General features: G+C 62.1%; 25 protein-coding genes. 13 read left to right on the top strand and 12 right to left on the bottom strand.

Going from position 1 to position 23,044, the window contains the following annotated elements; all coding sequences use genetic code 11:
- Positions 1-9 precede the first annotated feature (9 nt).
- Positions 10-111 (top strand): MetS family NSS transporter small subunit, encoded by a 102-nt coding sequence (locus tag PSN43_RS03480; protein ID WP_272699330.1) that lies wholly within the window; start codon positions 10-12, stop codon positions 109-111.
- A gap of 172 nt (positions 112-283) precedes the next feature.
- Here PSN43_RS03480 and PSN43_RS03475 read toward each other — a convergent pair whose 3' ends face one another.
- Together PSN43_RS03475 and PSN43_RS03470 are read right to left on the bottom strand one after the other, a co-directional pair.
- Complete coding sequence (locus PSN43_RS03475; protein WP_272699329.1) at positions 284-808, bottom strand: YeeE/YedE thiosulfate transporter family protein; 525 nt, start codon at positions 806-808, stop codon at positions 284-286.
- Position 809: 1 nt separating this feature from the next.
- Positions 810-1,331 (bottom strand): YeeE/YedE thiosulfate transporter family protein, encoded by a 522-nt coding sequence (locus tag PSN43_RS03470; protein ID WP_272699328.1) that lies wholly within the window; start codon positions 1,329-1,331, stop codon positions 810-812.
- A 259-nt stretch (positions 1,332-1,590) separates the two neighbouring features.
- On the opposite strand from PSN43_RS03470, the gene PSN43_RS03465 reads away from it, so the two are divergent.
- A complete protein-coding gene (locus PSN43_RS03465; RefSeq protein ID WP_272699327.1) occupies positions 1,591-2,934 on the top strand; it encodes a hypothetical protein in 1,344 nt (447 codons plus the stop codon).
- A gap of 66 nt (positions 2,935-3,000) precedes the next feature.
- On the opposite strand, the gene trhA is transcribed toward PSN43_RS03465, so the two are convergent.
- The 4 genes from trhA to cbiM form a co-directional block, all read right to left on the bottom strand.
- Positions 3,001-3,642, bottom strand: a complete 642-nt coding sequence (gene trhA / locus PSN43_RS03460; protein ID WP_272699326.1) for a PAQR family membrane homeostasis protein TrhA — start codon at positions 3,640-3,642, stop codon at positions 3,001-3,003.
- A gap of 112 nt (positions 3,643-3,754) precedes the next feature.
- Entirely contained in the window at positions 3,755-4,207 is a 453-nt protein-coding gene (locus tag PSN43_RS03455) for an RrF2 family transcriptional regulator (protein ID WP_272699325.1), read from the bottom strand.
- Between the two features lie 302 nt (positions 4,208-4,509).
- A complete protein-coding gene (locus tag PSN43_RS03450; protein ID WP_272699324.1) occupies positions 4,510-5,148 on the bottom strand; it encodes a hypothetical protein in 639 nt (212 codons plus the stop codon).
- Between the two features lie 41 nt (positions 5,149-5,189).
- Positions 5,190-5,786, bottom strand: a complete 597-nt coding sequence (gene cbiM, locus PSN43_RS03445) for a cobalt transporter CbiM (RefSeq protein WP_272699323.1) — start codon at positions 5,784-5,786, stop codon at positions 5,190-5,192.
- Positions 5,787-5,990: 204 nt separating this feature from the next.
- Here cbiM and PSN43_RS03440 point away from each other — a divergent pair, with 204 nt between their 5' ends.
- Positions 5,991-7,238 carry an HD domain-containing protein gene (locus PSN43_RS03440; protein ID WP_272699322.1) on the top strand — a complete coding sequence of 416 codons (1,248 nt, stop codon included), beginning with the start codon at positions 5,991-5,993 and terminating at the stop codon, positions 7,236-7,238.
- Positions 7,239-7,313: 75 nt separating this feature from the next.
- Here the strand turns inward: PSN43_RS03440 and PSN43_RS03435 are convergent, their stop codons facing one another.
- Together PSN43_RS03435 and rlmD are read right to left on the bottom strand one after the other, a co-directional pair.
- A complete protein-coding gene (locus PSN43_RS03435; protein WP_272699321.1) occupies positions 7,314-7,787 on the bottom strand; it encodes a PEP-CTERM sorting domain-containing protein in 474 nt (157 codons plus the stop codon).
- A 497-nt stretch (positions 7,788-8,284) separates the two neighbouring features.
- A complete protein-coding gene (rlmD, locus tag PSN43_RS03430; protein WP_272699320.1) occupies positions 8,285-9,667 on the bottom strand; it encodes a 23S rRNA (uracil(1939)-C(5))-methyltransferase RlmD in 1,383 nt (460 codons plus the stop codon).
- Between the two features lie 112 nt (positions 9,668-9,779).
- Here rlmD and PSN43_RS03425 point away from each other — a divergent pair, with 112 nt between their 5' ends.
- Together PSN43_RS03425 and PSN43_RS03420 are read left to right on the top strand one after the other, a co-directional pair.
- Positions 9,780-10,088 carry a hypothetical protein gene (locus PSN43_RS03425; protein ID WP_272699319.1) on the top strand — a complete coding sequence of 103 codons (309 nt, stop codon included), beginning with the start codon at positions 9,780-9,782 and terminating at the stop codon, positions 10,086-10,088.
- Positions 10,085-10,345, top strand: a complete 261-nt coding sequence (locus PSN43_RS03420; protein ID WP_272699318.1) for a hypothetical protein — start codon at positions 10,085-10,087, stop codon at positions 10,343-10,345. Before PSN43_RS03425 ends, PSN43_RS03420 begins: the two co-directional genes overlap by 4 nt.
- Positions 10,346-10,365: 20 nt before the next feature.
- On the opposite strand, the gene PSN43_RS03415 is transcribed toward PSN43_RS03420, so the two are convergent.
- Positions 10,366-11,130, bottom strand: coding sequence for a DUF3108 domain-containing protein (locus tag PSN43_RS03415; protein ID WP_272699317.1), 765 nt, complete (start codon positions 11,128-11,130; stop codon positions 10,366-10,368).
- 143 nt (positions 11,131-11,273) lie between these two features.
- Here PSN43_RS03415 and PSN43_RS03410 point away from each other — a divergent pair, with 143 nt between their 5' ends.
- Complete coding sequence (locus PSN43_RS03410; protein WP_272699316.1) at positions 11,274-11,765, top strand: CBS domain-containing protein; 492 nt, start codon at positions 11,274-11,276, stop codon at positions 11,763-11,765.
- An 89-nt stretch (positions 11,766-11,854) separates the two neighbouring features.
- On the opposite strand, the gene PSN43_RS03405 is transcribed toward PSN43_RS03410, so the two are convergent.
- The 3 genes from PSN43_RS03405 to pyk form a co-directional block, all read right to left on the bottom strand.
- A complete protein-coding gene (locus PSN43_RS03405; protein WP_272699315.1) occupies positions 11,855-12,448 on the bottom strand; it encodes a cytochrome P460 family protein in 594 nt (197 codons plus the stop codon).
- A 189-nt stretch (positions 12,449-12,637) separates the two neighbouring features.
- Positions 12,638-13,651: an HD-GYP domain-containing protein gene (locus tag PSN43_RS03400; RefSeq protein ID WP_272699314.1), complete on the bottom strand. Its 1,014-nt coding sequence runs from the start codon at positions 13,649-13,651 to the stop codon at positions 12,638-12,640.
- A gap of 7 nt (positions 13,652-13,658) precedes the next feature.
- Positions 13,659-15,101, bottom strand: a complete 1,443-nt coding sequence (pyk, locus tag PSN43_RS03395; RefSeq protein ID WP_272699313.1) for a pyruvate kinase — start codon at positions 15,099-15,101, stop codon at positions 13,659-13,661.
- Positions 15,102-15,380: 279 nt separating this feature from the next.
- On the opposite strand from pyk, the gene PSN43_RS03390 reads away from it, so the two are divergent.
- Genes PSN43_RS03390 through mraY form a run of 7 tightly spaced genes read left to right on the top strand, consistent with a single transcriptional unit; the run spans position 15,381 to position 23,044 of the window.
- Positions 15,381-15,827, top strand: coding sequence for a division/cell wall cluster transcriptional repressor MraZ (locus PSN43_RS03390; RefSeq protein WP_272699633.1), 447 nt, complete (start codon positions 15,381-15,383; stop codon positions 15,825-15,827).
- Complete coding sequence (rsmH, locus tag PSN43_RS03385) at positions 15,828-16,808, top strand: 16S rRNA (cytosine(1402)-N(4))-methyltransferase RsmH (protein WP_272699312.1); 981 nt, start codon at positions 15,828-15,830, stop codon at positions 16,806-16,808.
- The gene (locus PSN43_RS03380; RefSeq protein WP_272699311.1) at positions 16,805-17,086 is read left to right on the top strand and encodes a hypothetical protein; all 282 of its coding nucleotides are present in this window, start codon (positions 16,805-16,807) and stop codon (positions 17,084-17,086) included. Before rsmH ends, PSN43_RS03380 begins: the two co-directional genes overlap by 4 nt.
- 52 nt (positions 17,087-17,138) lie before the next feature.
- Positions 17,139-19,100, top strand: a complete 1,962-nt coding sequence (locus tag PSN43_RS03375) for a penicillin-binding transpeptidase domain-containing protein (protein WP_272699310.1) — start codon at positions 17,139-17,141, stop codon at positions 19,098-19,100.
- Positions 19,075-20,586, top strand: a complete 1,512-nt coding sequence (locus PSN43_RS03370; protein ID WP_272699632.1) for a UDP-N-acetylmuramoyl-L-alanyl-D-glutamate--2,6-diaminopimelate ligase — start codon at positions 19,075-19,077, stop codon at positions 20,584-20,586. Before PSN43_RS03375 ends, PSN43_RS03370 begins: the two co-directional genes overlap by 26 nt.
- A complete protein-coding gene (locus tag PSN43_RS03365) occupies positions 20,583-21,971 on the top strand; it encodes a UDP-N-acetylmuramoyl-tripeptide--D-alanyl-D-alanine ligase (protein ID WP_272699309.1) in 1,389 nt (462 codons plus the stop codon). Before PSN43_RS03370 ends, PSN43_RS03365 begins: the two co-directional genes overlap by 4 nt.
- Complete coding sequence (mraY, locus tag PSN43_RS03360) at positions 21,968-23,044, top strand: phospho-N-acetylmuramoyl-pentapeptide-transferase (protein WP_272699308.1); 1,077 nt, start codon at positions 21,968-21,970, stop codon at positions 23,042-23,044. The genes PSN43_RS03365 and mraY overlap by 4 nt, the downstream gene beginning before the upstream one ends.

Here is a 23,044-nt window from a genome sequence, read left to right as displayed (position 1 = left end):
GAGAACACTATGTCCGTACCCGCTATCATCATGATGTGCGTCGGCCTCGGCGTGACCTGGGGCGGCGCAGCCTACTGCGTCCGCCTGGCCATAAAGAACAATCGCCACTAGGCATCGCATGAACAAATAAAAGTGGGCGGCACCCCGGATGCCGCCCACTTTTTTTGCGCCTTCCTCCTTCCCGGATTCCAGCCGCTTTCCCGATCGTTTCCGAAACAACATAGGCCCACGCGCGTATGCGGGACGCTGCGAACCGTCACGCGCGAGGCCCGCCGCTGGACGCCTACAGCCCCTTCTTCTCGAAGAACCTGAACAACACCACTGCGCCCGCAGCCAGGACGATGACCGGAATCCAGTGGTTGACGCCGAGCAGCGAAGCCCACGTAAGCTTGCCGTAGTTTCCCCAGGACAAAACCGTGGACTGCATGGACGGATAGAACTCGGCATACAGGGCTGCGCCGAACCAGCCCCCGAGGATGCCCCAGAGGCCGTCGAAACGGCCTTCGCCGAACGCGCCCCAGGCAGTGCCCGGGCAGTAGCCGAGAATCGCCCAACCCACGCCGAACAGCAGGCCGCCGACAAGCTGCCCGCCCAACGACGTGGCCTTGACGGACAGGGAGACCAGGCCGAGGTCGACGAACAGGTGAATGAGCACGGCGGCGACCACGATTGCCGAAAACATGAATTTGACGATGGTCATGTCGCGGAAAAGAAGTGCGCCGAGCTGCTTGTCGAAACGAAGCACGCGGGCGCGCTGTAAAAGCACGCCGAACAACACGCCGGTAAAAAGTCCCATTGCGAGCGTCATGCTATTTCCCTCCGTAGAGAATACGGGCGGTCGCGACGCCGCCGACAAAGAACGCCACCATGGCCAGCGTTCCGCTGATCGTCATCTGCGCCATGCCCGACAGGCCGTGCCCGCTGGGGCAGCCCCCGGCCATACGCGCGCCGAAAAGGGCGATGGCCCCGCCAGCGAAAGCGAGAAGGAAACGCAGCCCCGACCGCTCGCCGTAGCGCTCCTTCCAGATTTCCGGCAACGGCGTCCAGGCGAAGGAGCCGGTAAAATTCGCGCTCAGATAGGAGCCGAAAAAAATACCGATGACGAACAGCCATTGCCAGTCGATGCCGCCGTTCGCGCCAAAGTATTTCATGAAGTAGTCCGTGGCCTCGACATGACCGGGAGCCACCGCCATCTCAAGCAGCCCCACGGAGCGGACATAAGAGGTGGACGCCCCGAAATACTTGCCCGCCAGCAACACGGAAAGCGCCAGGAGCAGGCCGGTCAACGCTCCCGCCAGATACGGATTCATGCCTTTATCAGTAGTCTTCATAGACCCTCCCTTACGGTTTTCAGATCAAATAATACAGGTTTGGATAAAAATGAAAAGAAGGATACCCCGGCAGGCGGAAATCCTCGAACGCGTACAACCCCCAGGTCTCCAGAGAGGCCACTCCTTCACATTGACAACGCCGAATTCGCCAGGGTATTTAATTTTTCTGCTCTGGCACAAAAGCGTCCTTTTGTGCGCCCTCCCGCATACCCTCGCGCTTCCACTCAACGGCTCGTTCCGCCATCCATGGAGTTCCGCCATGTACCTGAAGCGCTATCTTATCGCCCTGGCCCTCTACTACCCGCCCTACGTTCTGCTTCAGCAATGGACGCAGTCCCTTGGCGCGGCGGCCAACGAAGCCCATGCCCTTACCCAAACGGCGGCGGCCCTGTTCTACGTGGCCTTGAGCCTTTACCTGATTATCCTCCGGCCGCAAAAACGGTTCGCCTTCGAATCGACGCCGACGCGTATCATGCGCTGGCTGATGTACCTCCTCCTGTATGCCGGGCTGGTCTTCCTGCCCGCGCTCCTGCTCCTGCACAGCGATTCCCCGGCCTTCCACATCACCCTGGCCATCCCCGCCCTGCTTTTCCTGGGGATGCTGTATTCCCCCAACGAGGAATGGGACGACGGAGAAACAGAAGAAGCTCCACCGTCACCGTCGACGACGCCTGAAGCATACCCCGCCGCGCCCATCACCAGGGGCGTGTTCTTCGCCCTGGCCTATTTCACCGTCTTCACCGCGCTTGCCGTGCTGCTCCGCAAACCACTGGCCCAAAACGGCGTGCCGAACTCGGCCCTGCCGGTAATGCTCTCCATGATAATGGCGTTCATATATCTGCCGATGACGCTGTATCTCACGGTGCTCCGTCCGGCCAGGTTCCTCGATTTCGAAAGCCGGTCCCGCCGCTGGCTCCGCTTTTTCATTTTCGTCGGCCTGTTCGCCCTGCTCGCCATCGTGGGTCCCTTTGTTCTGGCCCGCGAGGGCTCCGAAGCGGCATGGCTGGCCGGAATATTCCCGCTGATCCTGTTCCTTTTCATGGTCCAGCCCATCATGGCGAAGGTAAAGCTCGCCATCGTGCCGAAGACGACGGACAGCCGATGGCGGAGCTTCAAATACTCCATGGCGTACATTCTGATCCAATCTCTCACCATCGGCGCGACGGTGGCCAGCCTGATAATCACGCACAAAAACGCCGCCACCCAAGGCGAGGTGCTCACGTTCGCCATTGCCGGATGCATCCTCGTATACCTGGCCCTCCTCGCCATGCTGCACCGGCTCACCGTGGCAAAACCGCACTCCCGATTCCAGGGAATGCCGACCAGCCGCCGTTACCGCCGATGGGGCGCCTACATTCTCTCCGTTTTCCTTCTCCAGGCGGTCTGTCCCACCGCCATCCGTTTCTTCTGGCAGTGGGATTTAGAACAGACGCACTTATACCTCATGAATATAGCGCTTCTGCACTGTGCGGCCTACGGCACGGATGCGGGCTTCGCCCGGAAAGGCGGCTCCACCCCGGCCGCTCCCCGGAACGAGGCTCCCGGAGAAGCCATTCAAAGAAGGCTGAATGCGTTAAGCAGAGCGCGTACGGCCGCAGTGTAGCGCGGCCCGCGCGAGGACCGGCCGCGTACTCCTGAAAAGCCTGCTCACGGATTTCGGCAGCCGCTGCTAGACGTACCAGTACATGACCACGAAGTGGCAGAATGAGCCGCCGATGACGAAGAGATGGAATATCTCGTGGAAACCGAATCGCTTGGGGAACGGGTCCGGCCACTTGACGGCGTAGACGACCGCGCCCAGGGAGTAAACCACGCCGCCCGCCACAAGCCAGACAAGCGAAGCCGGGGGCATGGCCATGACCAAAGGATAAATGCCGACCAAAGCGAGCCAGCCCATGCCCAGGTAGATGGCGGTGGACAGCCAGCGCGGGGCGGTGATCCAGAAGACCTTCATGACGATGCCGGACAGCGCCAGCCCCCAGATGACCCCGAACAGGGACCAGCCCCACGGACCGCGCAGGGGAATCAGGCAGATGGGCGTGTAGGTGGCCGCTATGTAGAAGAAAATCATGGAATGATCCACGCGGCGCAGGAACAGGACCCAATCCTCGCTCACGGGCAGCCAATGGTACAGGGTCGAGGCGGTGTAGAGCAGGATCATGCCCCCGCCGAAGATGGAAAAGGTGACAATGTGCCACGGCAGGACCGGGCTGACCGCACGCAGGATGAGCAGGACCGTGCCGAGCACGGCCAAGCCCGCTGCAATGCAGTGCGTCAGCCCGCTTACCGGGTCGCGAAGGATTCTGGCCATGACACCCTCCCGGCGGTTTTCGCCAGCTCCACTCTTACACACTTGCTCTCCGCAAACAAGCGTTTGAAGAAGGAGAATCAGGTGACGGCCGCACGCAATGCGTCCGGACGAATCAGAATCCGCCGCGGCTCCACGGCTCCACCGAGGAGCTGCCGCACTGCTCGGCATCATTGATGAGGTCGGCCAAGGTGAAGGTGTTCAGCCGGTCGTACATGGCGTCGGCGGCCTCCTGCCACAGCCTCCGCGTCAGGCAGTCCTTCATGCGGGCACACCCCTTGTCGCCGGAGCGGCACTCCACCAGGGAGCCATCCCCCTCCAGGGCATGGACCACCTCTCCGATGGGGATTTCCGACGCGGGCTTGGCCAGGGAATGGCCGCCGCGAGGACCGCGCTTGGACTTGACGAAGCCCACTTCCTTGAGCTTGCGAATGAGTTTTTCCAGATACTTGGCGGAAACGCCCTGGCGATCGGCGATGTCCTGAATGCGCACAGGTCCTTCCTTACCGTGCTGCGCAATATCGAGCATCATGCGGGTGCCGTAGCGGCTCCGTGTGGTCAGTTTCATGTGTGGCCCCTTTTGTTGGTTACTGTGCTTGAGCGTTTCATCGATTTCCCGGCCGAAAGCGCGCCGGACGCACCCCGGCATTCGACACGAATGCCGTACGCGCGTACCTAGCCGCAATGGGCTTTGGACAGTATCGGCGGTCCTTCCCCTCCCGCCGAAAGCGTCCCATCGGCCATGCGGCGTTTCCCCGGCAAAACCCGCCGGGGCAATCCCGTATATTTACGAAGGGGATTAACACAAAAAAAAGGCCGCGACAACAATCGCGACCTTTCAAGTCTGATTTTTTGGGTGAATTGGCGGGATTATGGTCTCCGGCGGCTCTTCATGTAGGCCGCCACACCGAACAGGCCGAAAATCCAGCCGATGCCGCCGATTATCTCGGTCATGGACGGCCCGGTATCGTGCAGCTCGGCCACCATGCGCTTGAGCGGCTCCACCTCGCGCTTGACGATGCTTTCCACCTGCGCGGCGGTAAGCCCGCCCGCTGCGGCCTCCATGGACACGACGGGCGACGCGGGAGCCGCCGAAACCGCAGGCACGGCCGGGGCGGCGGCAGGAGCCTCCTCGGCGACCATATCGGACGCAGGCCTTGGGGCGTCGGCGAATTCCTCGTACTTCACGGTCCATTCCGCCTGATGCCCCTGTCCGGCCTTGAGCAGGAGCCGCAAATCCATTTCCTTTTCACGGGCCGCCTCGGGGATGACGAAGGCGAACACGCCTTGATCGTCAGTCCGGCCGCTCAGAAGCTTGTCTCCGGTACCAGCGTCGTAGACCTCGACCTCGCCCTGATGGACGCGGTTGGAACGGCTGTAGCCGCTGTCCGTGACGATACGGTCGCCGTCCACATAAGCGAAGATATTCACCTTGTGGGCCTCGGACGCCGCGGCCAGACACAGGGTCGCGGCCATGGCGATGCACACGGCGAGAATCAAACGGTTCATGGCAACTCCTCCAAATTGTGAAATAACGCTTCCGGGCCGCCTCAGCAGCTCAGCACCTCGGGCTTGACCTTGGCCAGGAAGGAATAGGCGAAGCCGGTGATGACGCCCTCGACCGCCATGATGGGCAGATGGGCGATGAAAAGCACCTGGGCGGCTTCGCGGAACTCGTCGCCGGACAGTGCCAGTGCCCCCGCGGTCAAGGTCGCGCTCAGCAGCATGGCCAGGAAACCGCAGGCAAAGGCGGCCGCGAACCGGCTGCCCGAACCTTTCGCGAGCATGGGCCGGAAGATATAATAGCAAAGCACGGCGGGCGCGGCCATGTCGAAACAGTTCACGCCAAGCGAAGTCAGCCCGCCATACTGGAAAAGCACGGCCTGAAGCGTCAGGGCCACCAGGATGGAAGGAAAGGCCGCCCAGCCCAGGACCACGCCGAGCAGTCCGCCCAGAATGAGGTGGCCGTTGGCCGGGCCGATGGGAACATGGATGAGGGAGGCTATGAAAAAGGCTGCGGACAGAATGGCCACGGACATGACCCGGTCGTAGTCGATCTTTCGCAGCCCGACGGCCATTCCGGCCACGGTAAGGACCGCCCCGCCCAAGAGAACGGGACCGGAAAGGACCCCTTCCGAAATGTGCATACAGACCTGCTTGGCTTGATCGCGGGCGGATCAACCACCCGAAATCCGGGCTCATTCCGCTTGCGTGTTAACAATTTCGAATTTGTATACATCTGGAGAAGGTTTTTTACAAGCGGTGTTTGGACACGACTTTAACCGGGCGTATTGCCTTCACCGGCCATTTTCGGCAATCTTGATCCGCACGATACAACCCAGGGAGCGTTCATGTCCGTCATCATACGAAAAAGCCTGCTCGAACTCATTTTTTCCGGCGCGTTCATGAAGCGATGGAACGACAAGCTGCGGCCCATGGAGCTGGTGGAAGTGGACAAGCAGGGCCACAAGATGATCGTCGCCTGGCTGCTCTTCCTGCTCAACTCCCGCGACATGGACGTGGCGCGCAAGCGCGCCCTGGGCGAGTCGATCATCGAGGGCGGCATCTTCGACTACCTCTACCGGCTGGTCATTACGGACATCAAGCCGCCGGTCTTCTACCGCATCAAGGAAAACGCCGAGGACTACCGCACCCTGACGAACTGGGTCCTCGAAGAGCTGACCCCGCGCATCATGCCGCTTGGCGAGGACTTCATCCGCCGCATGAGCGACTATCTCATGCACCCCGAGGACAAGGGACTGGCCCGGCGCATCCTGCACGCCGCCCATCTTTACGCCAGTTATTCCGAGTTCAAGCTGCTCAAGTCCATCAACCGCATGGACCACGAACTGACGGAAATCGAACAGAGCTTCATCGACAGGCTGGAGGCCATGCGCGACCTCAAGGGCGTGGCCGAGTTGCTGGACGAGGACGGCACGGTCCTCGGCGGGTTCGCCCGCATGTGCGGCCGCCTCCGGTTCCAGAAACGCTGGTCCCAGACTCCCCGCGTGCCCGAGACTTCGGTGCTAGGCCACATGTTCATCGTGGCCGCCTACTCCTGGTTCTTCTCCATGGAGGTGGGGGCGTGCCGCGCCCGCAGCCAGAACAACTTCTTCTCGGGCCTGTTCCACGACCTGCCGGAACTGCTCACCCGGGACATCATATCCCCGGTAAAGGCGGCTTCCAGCGACATCAGCGACCTGATTCACGAATACGAAATTCTCGAGCTGCACCGGGTGGTGCTCACTCCCCTGCGCGAAGGCGGGTACGGGGACATAGCCGACCGGCTGGAATACTTCCTCGGCCTGGAGGTGGGCAGCGAATTCAAGGCCACGGTGGTACTGGACGGGACCGTCACCGAAACGTCCGATTCCGACCTCGCCGGGAAATACAACCACGACACCCTGGACCCCAAGGACGGCCCGCTTCTCAAGATATCGGACTCCATCGCCGCCTACATCGAGGCCCATACGGCGCTCAAGAACGGCATCTCGTCGGGCCAGCTCCACCACGCCCTCTATCGCATCCAACTGAAATACCGCGAACACCCGGTTGTCGCGGGCATCCAGATCAGCGCGCTGCTGGCGGATTTCGACTGATCCGAAGGCCGCGCACGGCCGCAAAAAAAAGGACCGGCTCCAGCCGGTCCCTTGTCGCGTCGACATGCGCGAAAACTACTGGTTGCGCCGTCTTCCCGCCCAGGCGAGACCGGCAATCCCGATCCCCAGCAACAGCACGGTGGAGGGTTCCGGCACGGGCGGCGTCTGGCCGTTCTGCGCCAATTCGCCGAAGGCCTGGATTTCGCCTATGGCGAAGTTGCGGTCGCCGACAGAAGAATCGTTCGCGGGATCGGCCCAGAACTTCAGATACCGTGTCTCCACACTGGCGAAGTCGATACCGCTGATGTATTCGCCGCCTTCATACGTCGTCATGGTATCAAGCCCCCCGCCGATTTCGCCGTACTCGTTCTGGATGGTGAACAGGTTCACCCAAAGCCCGCTGTCTTCGTTGAGATATTCCATATAATAGGTGTCGTTGTTGTCCACGGACAGCAACATGTCGTCCACCCGGTACAGCGCGCCCAGATCGAAGAGAATCTCTTCCTGGTCGCCGTCGTAGGCTCTGAAGTAAGTGGATTCCGGCGACATCCAGTAATACCCTTCATTGGGAACATACCCGTCAGTGATGTTGTCCGTTCCGTTAAAAAACGTACCGGAGGGTGTCAGATTCGAAAGATCGATTTGAGCCGAAAAGGCTGTGGTCGAGCACAGAAGCATGGTGAGTAAAACGAATAAAATTTGTCTCATAGCGCAGTCGCCCCCTTTTTGCGTTGTTGATTAGGCCCTTAAAAGCAAATTCCATACCGCGCAAAATGGCCTAAAGATTACAACACATTCTTACGCCATGATATTTATCCACATGTAAAGACATCCGACGTTTTTCCGCAATTCTTTACATGCCAAGGCGTTGCGTCCGCCGGACGAACGGGATGCCCCCTCCGCTTGACAGGCGCGGGGGGAAGGGCAAACCACAGGCAATTCATGCGGCGGTTTTTCCCGGCCGCGCAAAAAGGCCCTGAAGGACGAACATCCTTCAGGGCCAAAAAGCCTGCCTATCCGCCGCCCCCGCGGGAGCGGCCGACAGCCTAGCGAAGTTCCAGCAGAGCCACGGTTTCGATGTGGTGGGTGTGGGGGAACATGTCCACGGCGCGGGCGCGCTTCAGCTCGTACTTTTCCGAGAGCCGCTGGACGTCGCGGGCCAGGGTGGAGGGGTCGCAGGAAACGGCCAGAATTTTCTTGGGCGACAGGCCGAGGATGGTCTTGGCCGTGCTCTCGTGGATACCCGCCCGGGGCGGATCGATGACCAGAACGTCGGTCTTGGGCAGGGCCTTGAGGGCTGCCGGGCTGTCCAGGGTTGCGGCGGTGAACTCGCAGTTTTCCAGGCCGTTCAGCTTGGCGCTGGACCATGCCTTGGACACGGCCTCCTCGCTGATCTCGACGCCGACGACCCTGGCGACCTTGTCCGCCAGGAAGATGCCGATGGCTCCGCAGCCGCAGTAGAGGTCCAGCAGGGTCTCGTTCCCCGTAAAGCCGCCGAACTCGCGGATGGTCCCGAACAATTCTCCGGCGCCGCCGGTGTTGGTCTGGAAAAAGGCGTTGGGCGCGATGTGGTAGCGCGCCTGCCGGTCGCCGTGCTCGACCATCTCCTCCACGGTCTTGGTCCCCAGGCGGAAGACCACCTTCTCTCCGGTGGCGGCCAGGGAACGGCGTGCGCGCGAGGAGTGCACGAAGGATGTCAGTTCCGGAAACCGGTCGGCCAGGGTTTCGCCCAGCCCTTCGGCGCGGTCGTAATAACGCGGAGTTTCGGCCGTAATGATGTGGACCATGGACTCGTTCAGTGCGGTGCGGCGGATGACCAGATGCCGCCAGAACCCTTCGTCCTCGGAGGGATCATAGGCAGGCAGCCCCGAGGCGCGGGCGAACTCGCGGACCGTGCGCAGGATTTCCATGTCCCGGTCGGCGCACAGGCGGCACTCCTCGACATCGAGAACCGGGGACAGCCCCTTCTCCCCGGCCGGGGAATCGGTGCGCAGCCCGAGATGCAGGCCGTCGTCACGCTGCTCGAAGACGAACTCCATCTTGTTGCGGTAGTTCCAGATCGACGGCGAGGATGCGGGCGGGTCCATGGTGAAGCCTTCGGCCTTGCCTATGCGCTTGAGCGCGTTCTCCACCTGAGCCGCCTTCTGGGCCACCTGCTCGGCATAGTCCAGGTCCTGGATGGCGCAGCCGCCGCAGACGCCGAAATGCGGACATTTCGGCTCCACGCGGTTGGACGACGGCGTGACCACGGTTTCGAGCTCGGCCTCGGCGAACCGCTTCTTGGCCTTGACCACGCGGGCGGTGACGGTGTCGCCGGGCAATCCGCCCGCCACGAACACGGCCATGCCGTCCACATGGGCCACGCCCCGGCCGCCGAAGGCCAGGGATTCGATGGAACATTCTATGACGTCGTCTTTCTGCAAGGGCATGAAGCCTCCTCGGTTCCGGGCGCGTGAAACGACGCTCCGGGACACTGTATACTGATATTGATTGCGCAATGCGGTTTGACACGGATTAAGGCGGCTGTCTATGGTTTAGACCATGCTCGACAAGGCCACCGCACTGCCAGACCTGCTGCGCAGACTCGACAAGCTGCCCGAAGGCCACGCCCTGGACCTGCGCACCTACAAACGCAACCGCTCCGTGCTCATCCGGCGCACCGGCCCGGACGCTTTCGACGTGACCGAGGACGGTTTCCGGCAGGAGCGTTTCCAAGTCCCCTTCTCCGGCCTGAAAAAGCTCCTCAAGGTCCTGTTCAAACGGGAATTTCCCCGTTCCACAAAAATCCGACTCTACGACCTCGGCGAGGCCGACGGCGACGCCCTGCCCACGGGACGCAAGGTCATATGATAGACATGGGCTCCGCCCTGGCCACGGCGCTGGCCAGGCTGAAAAAGCTGCCCGACGGCGGGACCCTGGAACTGCTGACCTTCAAGCGGGACCGGGGCGTATCCGTGCGCAGGACCGGCGACGCCTACGAAATCCGCGAATTCGGCTACCTGGACGAAACCTCGGCCACGACCGCCAAGGACCTCAAGAAACGCCTCAAGACCATCCTCAAGCGGGAATTCCCCCGCTCCAACAAGGTCCACCTCCGGGAAGGCTGAAAGCGGCCTCCCATCGGGAATTATCCTTTCTTGGGCGGGTAATACTCACGCAGGGTCATGGAGAAGAACCCGACCACCACCTTGGACTTGACCTTGACCGGAATGCGCCGGTCGTCCGCCGAGAACCAGACATACAGCTCGGCATTATCGGACTTCTTGAACACCCCGGAAAGGTGCCGGATGTCCAGGCGCACGCGATAGGCGTCCACGTCGCCGATGCCGGTTTCCACCTTCTCGCGCCCTTCCACGAACGCCTTGCCCACCACGGACACCTTGCCGTCGGACACGTTGGCGTTGAACTCCATTCCTTCGTGGAGCGCGTGCTTGCGGAAGGCGAAAAGGATGGACATGGGGTCGAAGACGTCCGCGGGCTGGTCGAGGGTGTGCTGGAGCTTGCCCCTGGCGTAGCGGTAGGACTGATTGGTCCGCTTGTCGAATATGAGATCGACCTTCTTGCGGTAGGAACCTTCCCTCTGGTCCTTCTTGTAGCGCAAGGCGTGGTTGACTCCCATGTCGGTCCAGGCCTCCATGGTGTCGCGGACCTTGTAGAAGTTGTCCACCCAGCCGAGAGTGCGGGCCTTGGCGAAAAAATAGCGCGCGGGCACGCCGTCCATCTCCGTGTCGTCCCGGCAGATCAACTCCGCCTTGCCGGCCCGGACAACGGTCCAATGGATATCGTAATACAGCCGTTCGCCCGGCCCGAAGGGCGGGGAGGCATCCTCCGTCCCGAGAGCCGGGACGGCCAGAAAAAGAACCGCAAGGACGGTCAAAAGGATTCCGCGCATAGTACATAGTCGCCATCAATCGGGGACAAGTCAAGACGCAGCCATGTAACCACGCCGTTGTTATGGACAAATCCCCGCGCACGAGATAGAAGGAGGTAATATGCGGCCCTGACTCGTAGCAAGATATCGGAGGATTAGCCCCTATGATGCTTAGAAAACGCGCCTGGGACATGATGCGCGACGAATACCCGACCGTTCAGGAGGACGCCAGCCTGGCCGAAGCCATTCGCGTCATGCGCGAGGCCATGGTGGAAGCCCCGGACTCGCAGGTGGTGGTGGTCAAGACCAAGGGCGGCAAGCTCAAGGGAACCATCAACCTGTGGCAGCTTTTCAAGGCGGTCAAACAGTCCGTGCTCAAGGACGAAAATCTGATTACGGACGGCGAAGTGGATTGGGACCAGCAGTTCGCCAACGCCTGCCTGATCTGCACCCAGCTCAGGCTCGACGAATACATCATCCCCAACCCGCCGCTCCTCAAGCCCAACGATCCCATCCTGGTGGTCCTGGACGTATTCCTCAAATCCCGCCGCGACTGGGCTCTGGTGGTCGAAAGCGAGCGCGTCATGGGCGTGATCTACGTTACCGACGTGTACCGCGACATGACCCGCGACATGGTCCAGGTCTTCAAGAAGTAGCGGTTGCCCGCACAAGCAATGCGAACGGCCCGCCCCTTCATGGGACGGGCCGTTTCTTTCATGAAATGATGCGGCAGGCCGCCCACGGTCTAATGGTCGGAAACCATGATGTAGTCGTGGTCGGCCCTCTTCGAATGACAACGGGCGCATGATCCCGGCCCTTCCACCAGGACTTTCCCTTCGGGCGAGTATTCCACCCAGTACCAGTCGCCCGCCGAGGGATTGTATCCTTTGACCTTGTACATGACGGTGATGAACTTCAGCTTCTCCCCGGAATTGAAATTATCCTTCACCACCATGGCGCCTTCGGGCTTGGGCGTTCCCTTGGTCAGGCCCGCCCCGTTAACGTACACCTCATGCAGCGCGCCATGGGGGGACTTCCCCTTGCGCATACCCATGTGGTCCGGGAACTGCCCCCATTCCCTGTAGGGCGAGACCTCGGTGATGTACTTCCAGACGGCCGCGCTGTCCGCTTTGAGCATCATGTCCATGGACTTGCTCATCGACTTATCCATGGCTTTGTCCATGGGCTTATCCATGGATTTGTCCATGGGGTTCTCCATGGGCTTGCTCATCGACTCGTCCATGGATTTGCTCATCGTCTTGTCCATGGTTTTGTCCATGGCAAACGCCGTGAAGCCGAAAACGGCGACCAGCAGCACTGCGATTGTCAAATGTTTCATGCGCCCTCCGGGCCTAAGGTGATAACGATAACTATTCTATACTTGAAGAGTCTGGAATAGGCAACAGGGAATTCACCCCGGCGCGATTCCTTGCGAAGGACGAAAGACCATACTATGCGCCCCCCGGCCGCGCGACACTGCCCCGCGCCGGGAAAGCCCGGCATAGGGGCTTTTATTTACTGGATATGATTACGGCTTGAGCTTCAGGTCGACCAGGAGAAAGGTCTGTAGCGCCTTGGTGATTTCCTGGTCATAGCGGGGGTCCTGGGCCAGGGACGCGGCGGCCTTGATGTGTCCGATGGGCTCGGCGTAAGGCCGTTTGGAGATCATGGCGCAAAACGAATCAGCCACGGCCGTCAGTCTGCCGGGGAACTCCTGCCGCGTCGACTTGAGCGGATAGCCCGAACCGTTCAGCCGCTCATGATGCTCAGTGACGCATTGATCTATCTCGGGATAACGCAGGCCGAGCTTGCCGAGCATCTCGTAGCCGACTTTGGTGTGGGAATTGACCTTGGCGCGCTCCTCGCCGGTAAGAGGCTTGTCCTTGGTGCGAAGGAACAGCGGCACCTTGGCCATGCCCAGATCGTGAAGGAAGAGCCCGGCCAGGACGCGGTCGAAGACGGGACGTCTCACCGAATCGGACAGCCTCCCGTCCTTGAGCTTGGCCCACAAAGCCAGGCCGAGGAAGCCGGTGTTGACCGAATGATTTTCCAGGGAATGCACGCCGTGCAGCCGCCTGACCAGGGCGCGGGCGCGGCTCATGTCGGTGTAGAGGTATTCGGACAGGACCATGAGGTCCACCCAGAGTTTCTCGAAGACCGCCTTCACGGGCTGCTCGAAGAACTCGGCCAGCCTGCGTGTCAGAGCCTGGGTGAAGATGTCCGCGATCTCCTTTTCCTTGAGGTTCCTGTCCACCAGGACGAGATCGAGCTGATAGCTGATGTGCTTGACGTAGACCTGATGGTCCTCGCGGGAAAAGAAGACCACGCCCTGCCCGGTCAGAGCGGCCAGTTCCTCCACCTGTTCGTTGGAAAGCCTGCCGCCGACCTTGTAGTACAGGATCACCCGGGCCACATCTTCCTTAAAGATGAAGATGTTCAACGGAGGACGATACTTGTTGAAGCTGCTGAGGATATCGGCGCTGACCTGATAGTACTCCTCGTTGAGCCCGTCCGGGATGTCGTGCTTCTGGTCGGCTCGCATGGGCTGGCTAATCCTCTTCCTTGCTCAGTTTCTCGTACAGCTTGACCACGTTGGTCTGGGTGGTGGCCTTGCCCCGTTCCGGCTGCCCCGCCGTGATGATGACGATGTCTCCCGGCACGAAGTCGGTGCATTGCCGGACGAAAACCTCGGCGCGCTCCTGGTGGTCGTGGATGACGTCCAGGGGTTCCGCGGGGATCACGCCCCAGGACAGGTTGGTGAAGTGCCTGACCGTATGGTCGGAGGAGAGCGCGTAGATGGATTGCTTGGGGCGGCAGGAGGAGAGCAGCCGCGAGGTGGCCCCGGAGGTGGAATGGCAGACTATGGCCCTGGCGTTGGTCTTGCCCGCCAGCATGGCGGCGGCATAGGCCAGGAACGTGGAGGGAAGCTCCCTCGCCCCTCCCCGGTCAAGCTCCGGCCGGCCGGACTCGAACATGAACGCCTCTATCTCGTAGGCGATCTTGCGCATGAACCGGACGGTTTCCCCGGTATAGTTGCCGATGGCCGTTTCCTCGGAGAGCATGACGCAGTCCGCGCCGTCCAGGATGGCGTTGGCCACGTCCGTGGTCTCGGCCCGGGTGGCCATGGGCGAATTGACCATGGACAGAAGCATCTGGGTCGCCACGATAACCGGCTTCCCGGCCTTATTGCACTGCTTGATGATTCTTTTCTGGGCCACGGGCAGCTCGGCCAGGTCGAGTTCCAGGCCGAGATCGCCGCGGGCGACCATGATGCCGTCGGCCTCGTCCACGATCTCGTCCAGGCAGGCCAGGGCGGCGGTGCGTTCAAGCTTGGCCACAATGGGCAGCGGCTTGCCGTGCTTGGCCATCTCGTTGCGCAGGTTTCGGATGTCCTCGGGCTTCTGGACGAAACTCATGGCCACCACATCCACGCCCAGCTCCATGCCGAAGGCCAGGTCCTTCTTGTCCTTGTCGGTCAGCGGGGCCAGCGGAGTGGTCGTGCCGGGGAAGGTTATCCCCTTGCGCGGCGGACACATGCCCGAGTTGACGGCCTTCAGGCGGATAAGGTTCTCGCCCTCGATCTTGACCACGTTGAAGCGGATCATGCCGTCGGACAAGGCCACGGGGTCGCCGACCTTGACGCCGTGGAACATCTCGGGGATGTCCAGGCAGATGAACGGCTCCGTCGCTCCCTTGACCTTGTCGGGGGTGCCCAGCAGGACCTCGGTGCCCTTGCTGACCTCGATGGCTCCCAGCCCCACGTCGCAGGTGCGGATCTTAGGGCCGGACAGGTCCTGGAGAATGGTCAGGGTCAGCCCGGTCTCTTCCTCCAGCTTTCGGATGATCTCCACCATCTTGGCGAAGAATTCCTTGCCGCCATGGGAAAAGTTGAGCCGGAAAATCTTGGCCCCGGACGTGACCAGCTCCTTGACCGATTCATAGGTCCCGGTGGCCGGGCCGAGGGTGGCGATGATCTTTATATGCCTGTCCATGACAGCCTCCCAGCTCCGCTCCGCGCCAGCCGGGCGCTTTAGCCGAAGCTCATCTTGTATTTTGAATTTACAGAACAATTGCCGCAGGCCCTCGTTCCAGATTGGTGAAAGTCTAGGCTCAGCACTCGAAAAAATCAATTAAACTCGGTGAATTTTGGCGATCAATTCCCGTTGTGGCGGTTGACTTTCCCGGGATTTTCGCGCAGAGGTGGGAATAAGTGGAAATTAGTGTAGACATAGTGTAAAGATGTGGAGCAAGATGGTTTTCCGGGGGATATGATGAGATTCAGAGGTCACGCACATAGAAGCCTGGACGACAAAGGTCGGCTTATCCTGCCGCCCGAGTTCCGGGACGAGATCCACGCCGAATTGCCGGACGGGGTCATGGTGCTGACCATCTACGATAAGCATGTCATCGGCATTACTCCAAAACAGTGGGATGAACTCATAAGCGAACTGGAAAGCATTCGCGTCCCCAGCCGCGCGATGCAGAACACCATCCGGCTGCTGAACTTGGGATACACCGTGACCCCGGTTGGCAAGCAAGGGCGCATCGCCATTCCCGCGCATCTGCGCAAGTCCGGCAAGCTGGACAAGGATGTCGTGGTGATGGGCGCGGGCAGACGATTCGAGATCTGGTCCGCAGAAGCTTTCGAAGCCCTGCTCGAAGAGGATAACGACGTGTCCTCCGAGCTGGCGGAAAACAACGTCTCCCTGCCGTTCTAGATGAAACCGGGAGAAGTCAGCCCCGCCTCGCTCCACACGACTGTTCTTTTGCAGGAAGTGGTTCGGTGGATCAACCCCCGCCCGGGCGGCCGCTACATGGACGGCACGCTGGGCATGGGCGGCCACAGCCTGGCGCTCATGGAGGCGGCGGGCGAAGGAGCCGAACTCGTCGGGCTCGACCGGGACGCGGAGGCGCTTGCCCTCGCGACCGAACGCCTGAAGGCGTTCGACGGCCGGACGCACCTTTTCCACCTGCCCTTTTCCAGGTTTGAGGAAGCCTTGGACGAGGCCGGGTGGGACACGGTGGACGGCGCTGTTTTGGACCTCGGCGTTTCATCCATGCAGTTGGACGAGGCTGAAAGAGGATTCAGCTTCATCCACGACGGCCCGCTGGACATGCGCATGGACCCGGATTCCGGCCCGTCGGCCGAGGATCTCGTGAACACGCTGAAACACGGGGAGTTGGCGCGGATCATACGGGTGTACGGGGAAGACCCCCTGGCCGGAAAGATCGCGTCGGCAATACTGAAGGCGCGGGAAGAAAAGGCGATCACGAGGACGCTCCAACTGGCCGAGATCGTGCGGCTCGCCTACCCGCCCAAGATGCGGCATACGGCGCGCAATCATCCGGCGACCCGGACCTTCCAGGGACTGCGTATAGCGGTCAACAGGGAACTTGAGGAACTTGAACAATATCTTTCGACCATAATCGGACGTCTGAAACCGGGGGCGAGGCTGGCCATAATTTCGTTTCACTCCCTTGAGGACAGGGCGGTGAAATACGCATTCCGGGATGCCGCCAAGGGGTGCAAATGTCCCCCGCATCAGCTCCACTGCACCTGCGGAGGCGTGCCCGAGATGAAAGTGTTGACGAAGAAGCCGATGATCGCCTCGCAGGCTGAACGGGACGCGAATCCCCGGGCCAGGAGCGCCAAGCTCCGGGTGGCGGAGAAACTCGGACCCGACGGAGAGCAAGCATGAGCAAGACCGACAAGACACTGCTTTGGATGGTGCTGGGCCTGTTGGGCATGGCGTTGTTCCTCGGTCTGGGAGCGGTTTGGTTGAACATTGAGCGCATGGATCTGGCGTACGACCTGCGCCGGATGGAGCAAAGCCTGGGCCGGAAAGAGGATCTGGCCGCGAAGCTGACGGTTGAGAGGAACAACCTGGTTTCGCCTTACAGGCTCAAAAAGCTCGCGGGCCAGCTTGGCCTGGAAGTTGCGGCGCCGGGCCAGATACGGCGCATCGCCTCGCAATAGCGGCGCGCTTGAGCCATACAACGCGCCGCCATAGTGGGAAACAGGGAATACGATGGCAAAGGACAATACAAGGCGCACGGATCACAGCGGGATCAAGATGGGGTTCGTCATGGCCCTCTTCTCGATTGCGCTCGCTGCTCTGTGGGTCCGCACAGGCTGGGTGCAGCTCCATGAGGGCGACGCTCTGGCCGAGCAGGCCTCCAGGCAGAGCCTGGCCGCCGAATACGAATACGGCGAGCGGGGCCGCATTCTCGACCGCAACGGCGAGATGCTGGCTACTTCCGTGGAAGCCCAGTCCGTATTCGCTCGTCCCCACGAGATCGACAATCTCGACGTGGCCTGCGACGTCCTTTCCCGCGACCTCAAGCTTCCCCGCCGCGACGTCTACCGCAAGCTCAAGTCCCGCAAGAAATTCGTCTGGATTAAGCGGCAGGTCACGGACCGCGAAGCCGCCGCCCTGAACAGGGCGGACCTCCGGGGCGTCCGTCTGACCACGGAGCATTCCCGCATCTACCCCAACGGGCATCTGGCCGGGCAACTGCTCGGCTTCACAGATATCGACGGCCGCGGCCGCGAAGGCGTCGAACATCTCTTCGACAAGCTGCTCTCTCCGAGCAAGGCCGAGTTCGTGGTCCAGCGCGACGCCACGGGCAGAAGGCTCTATCTCGACGCCCACGGCCGGGAGATCGACGTCAACGGCAAGGACGTCCGTCTGACCATCGACACCCACATCCAGCACGCGGCCGAACAGGCCCTCGCCAACTCCATCGCCAAATACGACGCCCGCGCCGGCATCGTCCTGGTGGTGGACGTCGCGTCCGGCGACATCCTGGCCATGGCCAGCGACCCGTTCTTCAACCCGAACACGGTGCGCTCGTCCAACCCTGCCCAGCGCAGGCTGCGCCCCCTGACCGATATCTACGAGCCCGGCTCGACCATGAAGCCGCTGCTCTTCGCCGCCGCCATCCAGGAAGGCCTGATCTCCTCCGACACGCTCATCGACTGCGAAAACGGCCGCTGGCGGGTGGCCAACAAGGTCATCCGGGACACCCACCCCGCCAAATGGCTCCCCGCCCACAAGGTGCTGCGCTACTCGTCCAACATCGGCTCGGCCAAGATCGGCATGGAGCTGGGCTCCGGCGTTTACTACGACTACCTTACCAAGCTGGGCTTCGGCGAAAAAACCGATCTCGGAATGCCCGGCGAGGCCGTGGGCATCCTTCGTTCTCCGGGGTCCTGGACCTCCGTGGACCTCGCCGCCATCAGCTTCGGCCAGTCCATCGGCGTGACCGCCGTGCAGTTGGCCAAGGGCTTCCTCTGCCTGGCCAACCAGGGCGCCACCAAGGACCTGAATCTCATCCTGGTTCCCGAGCACATGCGCCGGAACGCCTCCATCCAGGTGTTCAGCCCCGAGACCGCCGCCGCCGTCCTGAAGATGATGGAGGAAGTGGTCCAGGAAGACGGCACCGGCCGCAGCGCGCGCATCGAGGGCATCACCATGGCGGGCAAGACCGGCACCGCGCAGAAGGCCTCCAAAAATGGCGGCTACGGCGACCAATATCTTTCTTCCTTCGTGGCTCTGGTTCCCGCCGAGAAACCCGAGTTGCTGGTCATCACCATGATCGACGAACCGCAGAAGTCCCCATACGGCTCCATGGTCGCCGCTCCGGTCTGCCGCGAGGTGACGGTGCGCACCCTGGCCTACCACGGCCAGTTGTCCGAGACCCTGCACGCCGAAGCAACGGTGAGCGAACCCGCATCCGACCTGTCCGGCGCGCCGCTGGATAAGGCCGTGCCCATGCCCGTGGCCACGGCCGTCAAGGACCGGGTCCCCGACATGAGGGGGCTTCCCGTGCGCAGGGCGTTGGAGACCCTGGCGGGAATGGGAATCGTTCCCGTGCTCAAGGGACATGGGATGACGGTCACGCGTCAGGAGCCGCCCGCGGGGCAGCCCTGGCCCGGCAACCGAACCAAGGAGGGGGCGGATGATGTTTTTGTTCTCTGGCTCTCATAGCGAAAAGGAAAAGGTACGGGGCGTCATGGATTTCGAATCCCTGTTGGACAAGGTGAAAAAAGGACTGGTGGTGCGCACCGATTCGCGCAAGCTCCAGGACGGCGAATGCTTCGTGGCCATGCCCGGCGCGAAGGTGCGCGGCGTGGACTACATTCCCGACGCGCTGAACAACGGCGCGCGTTACGTGGTGGCCCCCGAAGCGGCCCGCGACCTGGTCGCGCCCGTGGTGGAAGATAGGGCCGTGGCCGTGTATGTGGAAAATCCCGCCATCGCCTTGGGCGAACTGGCCCGCGCCTACTTCCACCTCCTCGACCGCGACCTCAAGCTGGTGGCCGTCACCGGAACGAACGGCAAAACTACCACCTCCTACATCATCGAGCACCTGCTGGCGTCGAGCGGCCTCAAGGTGGGCGTGCTCGGCACGGTCAACTACCGCTGGCCCGGCTTCACCATGGACGCGCCCCTGACCACGCCGGACTGCTGGATGATCCACGAGCTGCTCTTCAACATGAAGAAGGCGGACGTGGACGTGGCAGTCATGGAAGTCTCCTCCCACGCCCTGGACCAGTACCGCGTCGCGGGGCTGGACTTCGACGCCGCCGTGTTCACCAACCTGACCCAGGACCACCTGGACTACCACGGCGACATGGAGACGTATTTCCGGGCCAAGGCCAAGCTTTTCGCAGAATATCCGCGCCTGAACAAGGCCGCGGTCATCAACTTCGACGACCCCTACGGCCGAAGGCTCCTGGCCGACTGCGACAACGGCGTCGGCTACGGCATCGGCGAGCCCTCCGAGGTCGGCGACAAGCCCCTGCTCAGAGGCCGCATCCTGTCCATGACCGGCCAGGGCATGGAGATCGAAACTTCCTGGAAGAACAAGACCTGGGTGGTCAAGTCCCCGCTGGTCGGCTCCTTCAATGCCCTGAACCTGCTGGCCGCGCAGGCCGTCGGCCTTCAGCTCGGCCTGAGCGGCAAGGACATGCGCAAGCTCGCCACGTTCCCCGGAGTGCCCGGCCGCCTGGAGCGGGTCATGAACGACAGGAACCTGGACATCTTCGTGGACTACGCCCACACCCCGGACGCCCTCGAAAACGTGCAGCGGACCCTCAAGGAACTGGATTTCACGCGGCTCATCACCGTGTTCGGCTGCGGCGGCGACCGCGACAGGACCAAGCGCCCGCTCATGGCGCAATCCGCCGCACGCTACGCCAACGTGGCCGTGCTCACCTCGGACAACCCCCGCACCGAGGACCCGACGGCCATCATGGACGACGCACGCCCCGGCCTGGCCGAGGCCAAACACGTAATGGAAAATCCCGACCGGGCCGAGGCCATCAAGATGGCGGTGGCTGAAATGGAACCGGGCGACGCCCTGCTCATCGCGGGCAAGGGCCATGAAGATTACCAGATCATCGGCACCACAAAGCGCCACTTCTCGGACAAGGAAGCCGCGCTCAAAGCCATCGAGGAAGTATATTCGTGAATCTGACCCTGGCTGAAGTCGCACGCTGCCTCGGCGCACCCGCCGACGAGGGCTTTGAGGAGACCGTCGTCACCGAAGTGAAGACGGACTCCCGCACAGTGGAATCCGGCGACCTCTTCTTTTGCATCGCGGGCGAAAATTTCGACGGGCATGAATTCGCCGCCAAGGCCGCCGCAAAGGGCGCCTGCGCCGTGGTGGCTTCGCGCATGATCGGCGACATCGGCGCGCCGGTCATCATGGTCCGCGACACCGTGTCCGCCCTGGGCAGGCTCGCCGCCTGCTGGCGCGACACCTGCGGCGCCAAACTCGTGGCCGTGACCGGCACGGCGGGCAAGACCACGGTCAAGGAAATGCTCCACGCCGTGGCCTCGCAACGTTTCGCAACGGCCAAAAACTACCGGAATTTCAACAACCAGATCGGCCTGCCCATGTCCATGCTCAAGGCATCCGCGGACCAGGAGCTGTGGATCATGGAATTGGGCATCTCCCGACGCGGAGACATGGAAGAGCTGGCTCCGGTTGCCAGCCCGGACCTGGCCATCATCACCAATGTCGGCCCCGGCCACCTGGAAGGACTCGGCAACGAAGCGGGTGTGGCCCAGGCCAAGACCTCCCTGCTCCGCTACCTGCGCCAGGGCGGCAGCGCGGTCATCGGCAGGGACTATCCCCTGCTGTGGAACGCGGCCCTCGAACTGACGGACGCCCCGGTGGGCTTTTCCGGCAGGGAGGATGCGGACACCGATTTCTCCGCCGTTTTCCTCGGCTCCACCTCCGACGGGCGGGGCCGCTACCTGCTGCGCACCCCCGACGGCGACGGCGAGCTGACCGCTCCGTTCTGCGGCACGCACTACGCCGAGAACCTGGCCTGCGTGGCCGCTGCGGCCCACTGCCTGGGCATGACCCGCGACGACGTCGTCAACGGCGTGCAATCCCTGGCCGCCGACCCCCAGCGGTTCTGCTGCAAGATAGGCAGCGGCGTCACGGTCATCGACGACACCTACAACGCCAATCCCCTTTCCACGGCCAAAGCCATCCGCACCGCGGCGGGCATGGCCTGCGGGCTTCCCCTCGTGCTGGTCCTCGGCGACATGCGCGAGCTCGGCGGCGAAACCGTCATGCGCCATGAAGAGCTCGGCCGCGTCGCGGGCGAAGCAGCCCCGGCGGCGGTCTTCTACAAGGGCGAGCACAGGGCCGACGTGGAACGCGGCCTGGGCGGCAAGGCGCACGAAATCGCCGATGTCGACGAATTTCTGGAGGCTTGGCGCGACCTGGGACTGGACCGCGCCGTGGTCCTGGTCAAAGGGTCCCGATCCTTGAAGATGGAACTCTTCGCCAACGCCCTGTGCCGGGAATTGAACGCGGAAGTCCAGGGAGGCGCAAAGTGATTTACAACCTGCTCGTTCCGCTCAGCTCGGATGTCGGCGTCCTCAACGTCTTCCGCTACATCACCTTCCGCTCGGTGTGGGCGCTCCTGACGGCCCTGATCCTGTCCATCCTGTTGGGTCCGGCCATGATTCGTTGGCTGACCAGGATAAAATGCGGCCAGTACATCCGCGAGGACGGTCCCAAGCACCAGGCCAAGCAGGGAACCCCGACCATGGGCGGAATCATGATCCTCTTCTCCGTGGGGATGTCCACCCTGCTCTGGGCCGACCTGACCAACATCTACGTCTGGCTGACCCTGCTGGCCTTTGCCGGATTCAGCGCCATAGGCTTCACGGACGACTACATCAAGGTCGTCAAACGGCGCAACAAGGGGCTTTCCGCCGGAGCGAAGTTCACCCTGCAATGCCTGGTCGCCTCGGCGGCCATCGCCCTGCTCATCAACGAACCGGCCTACTCCACCCGGCTGTCCGTGCCGTTCTTCAAGAACTTCAACCCGGACCTCGGCTGGTTTTACCTGCCGTTCGCCCTGGTGGTGATGGTCGGAGCGAGCAACGCGGTCAACCTGACCGACGGCCTGGACGGGCTGGCCATCGGCCCCATGGTCGTGGCCATGGCCTGCTTCGCCATATTCATCTACGTTTCGGGCCACGCCACCATGGCCGAATACCTCCAGGTCCAGAACATCCAGGGCATCGGCGAGGTCACGGTTTTCTGCGGCGCGATGGTCGGCGCGGGGCTCGGCTTCCTGTGGTTCAACGCCCATCCGGCGCAGGTCTTCATGGGCGACGTCGGGTCCCTCGGCCTGGGCGGCGCGCTGGGCTTCGTGGCCGTGCTGGCCAAACAGGAACTGCTGCTGGCCATCGTGGGCGGCGTGTTCGTCTTCGAAACCCTGTCGGTCATCCTTCAAGTGGGCTATTTCAAGCTCACCGGGGGCAAACGCATCTTCAAGATGGCTCCCCTGCACCACCATTTCGAACTCAAGGGCATCCCCGAATCCAAGATCATCGTGCGGTTCTGGATCTTGTCCATACTCATGGCCCTCATGGCCCTGTCCACCCTGAAGCTGAGGTAG

The sequence above is a fragment of the Desulfovibrio sp. Fe33 genome, assembly GCF_028532725.1.
Lineage (GTDB): Bacteria > Desulfobacterota > Desulfovibrionia > Desulfovibrionales > Desulfovibrionaceae > Pseudodesulfovibrio.
The sequence above is the reverse complement of the archived record's forward strand: the minus strand, read 5'-3'. Positions and strand labels throughout refer to the sequence as shown.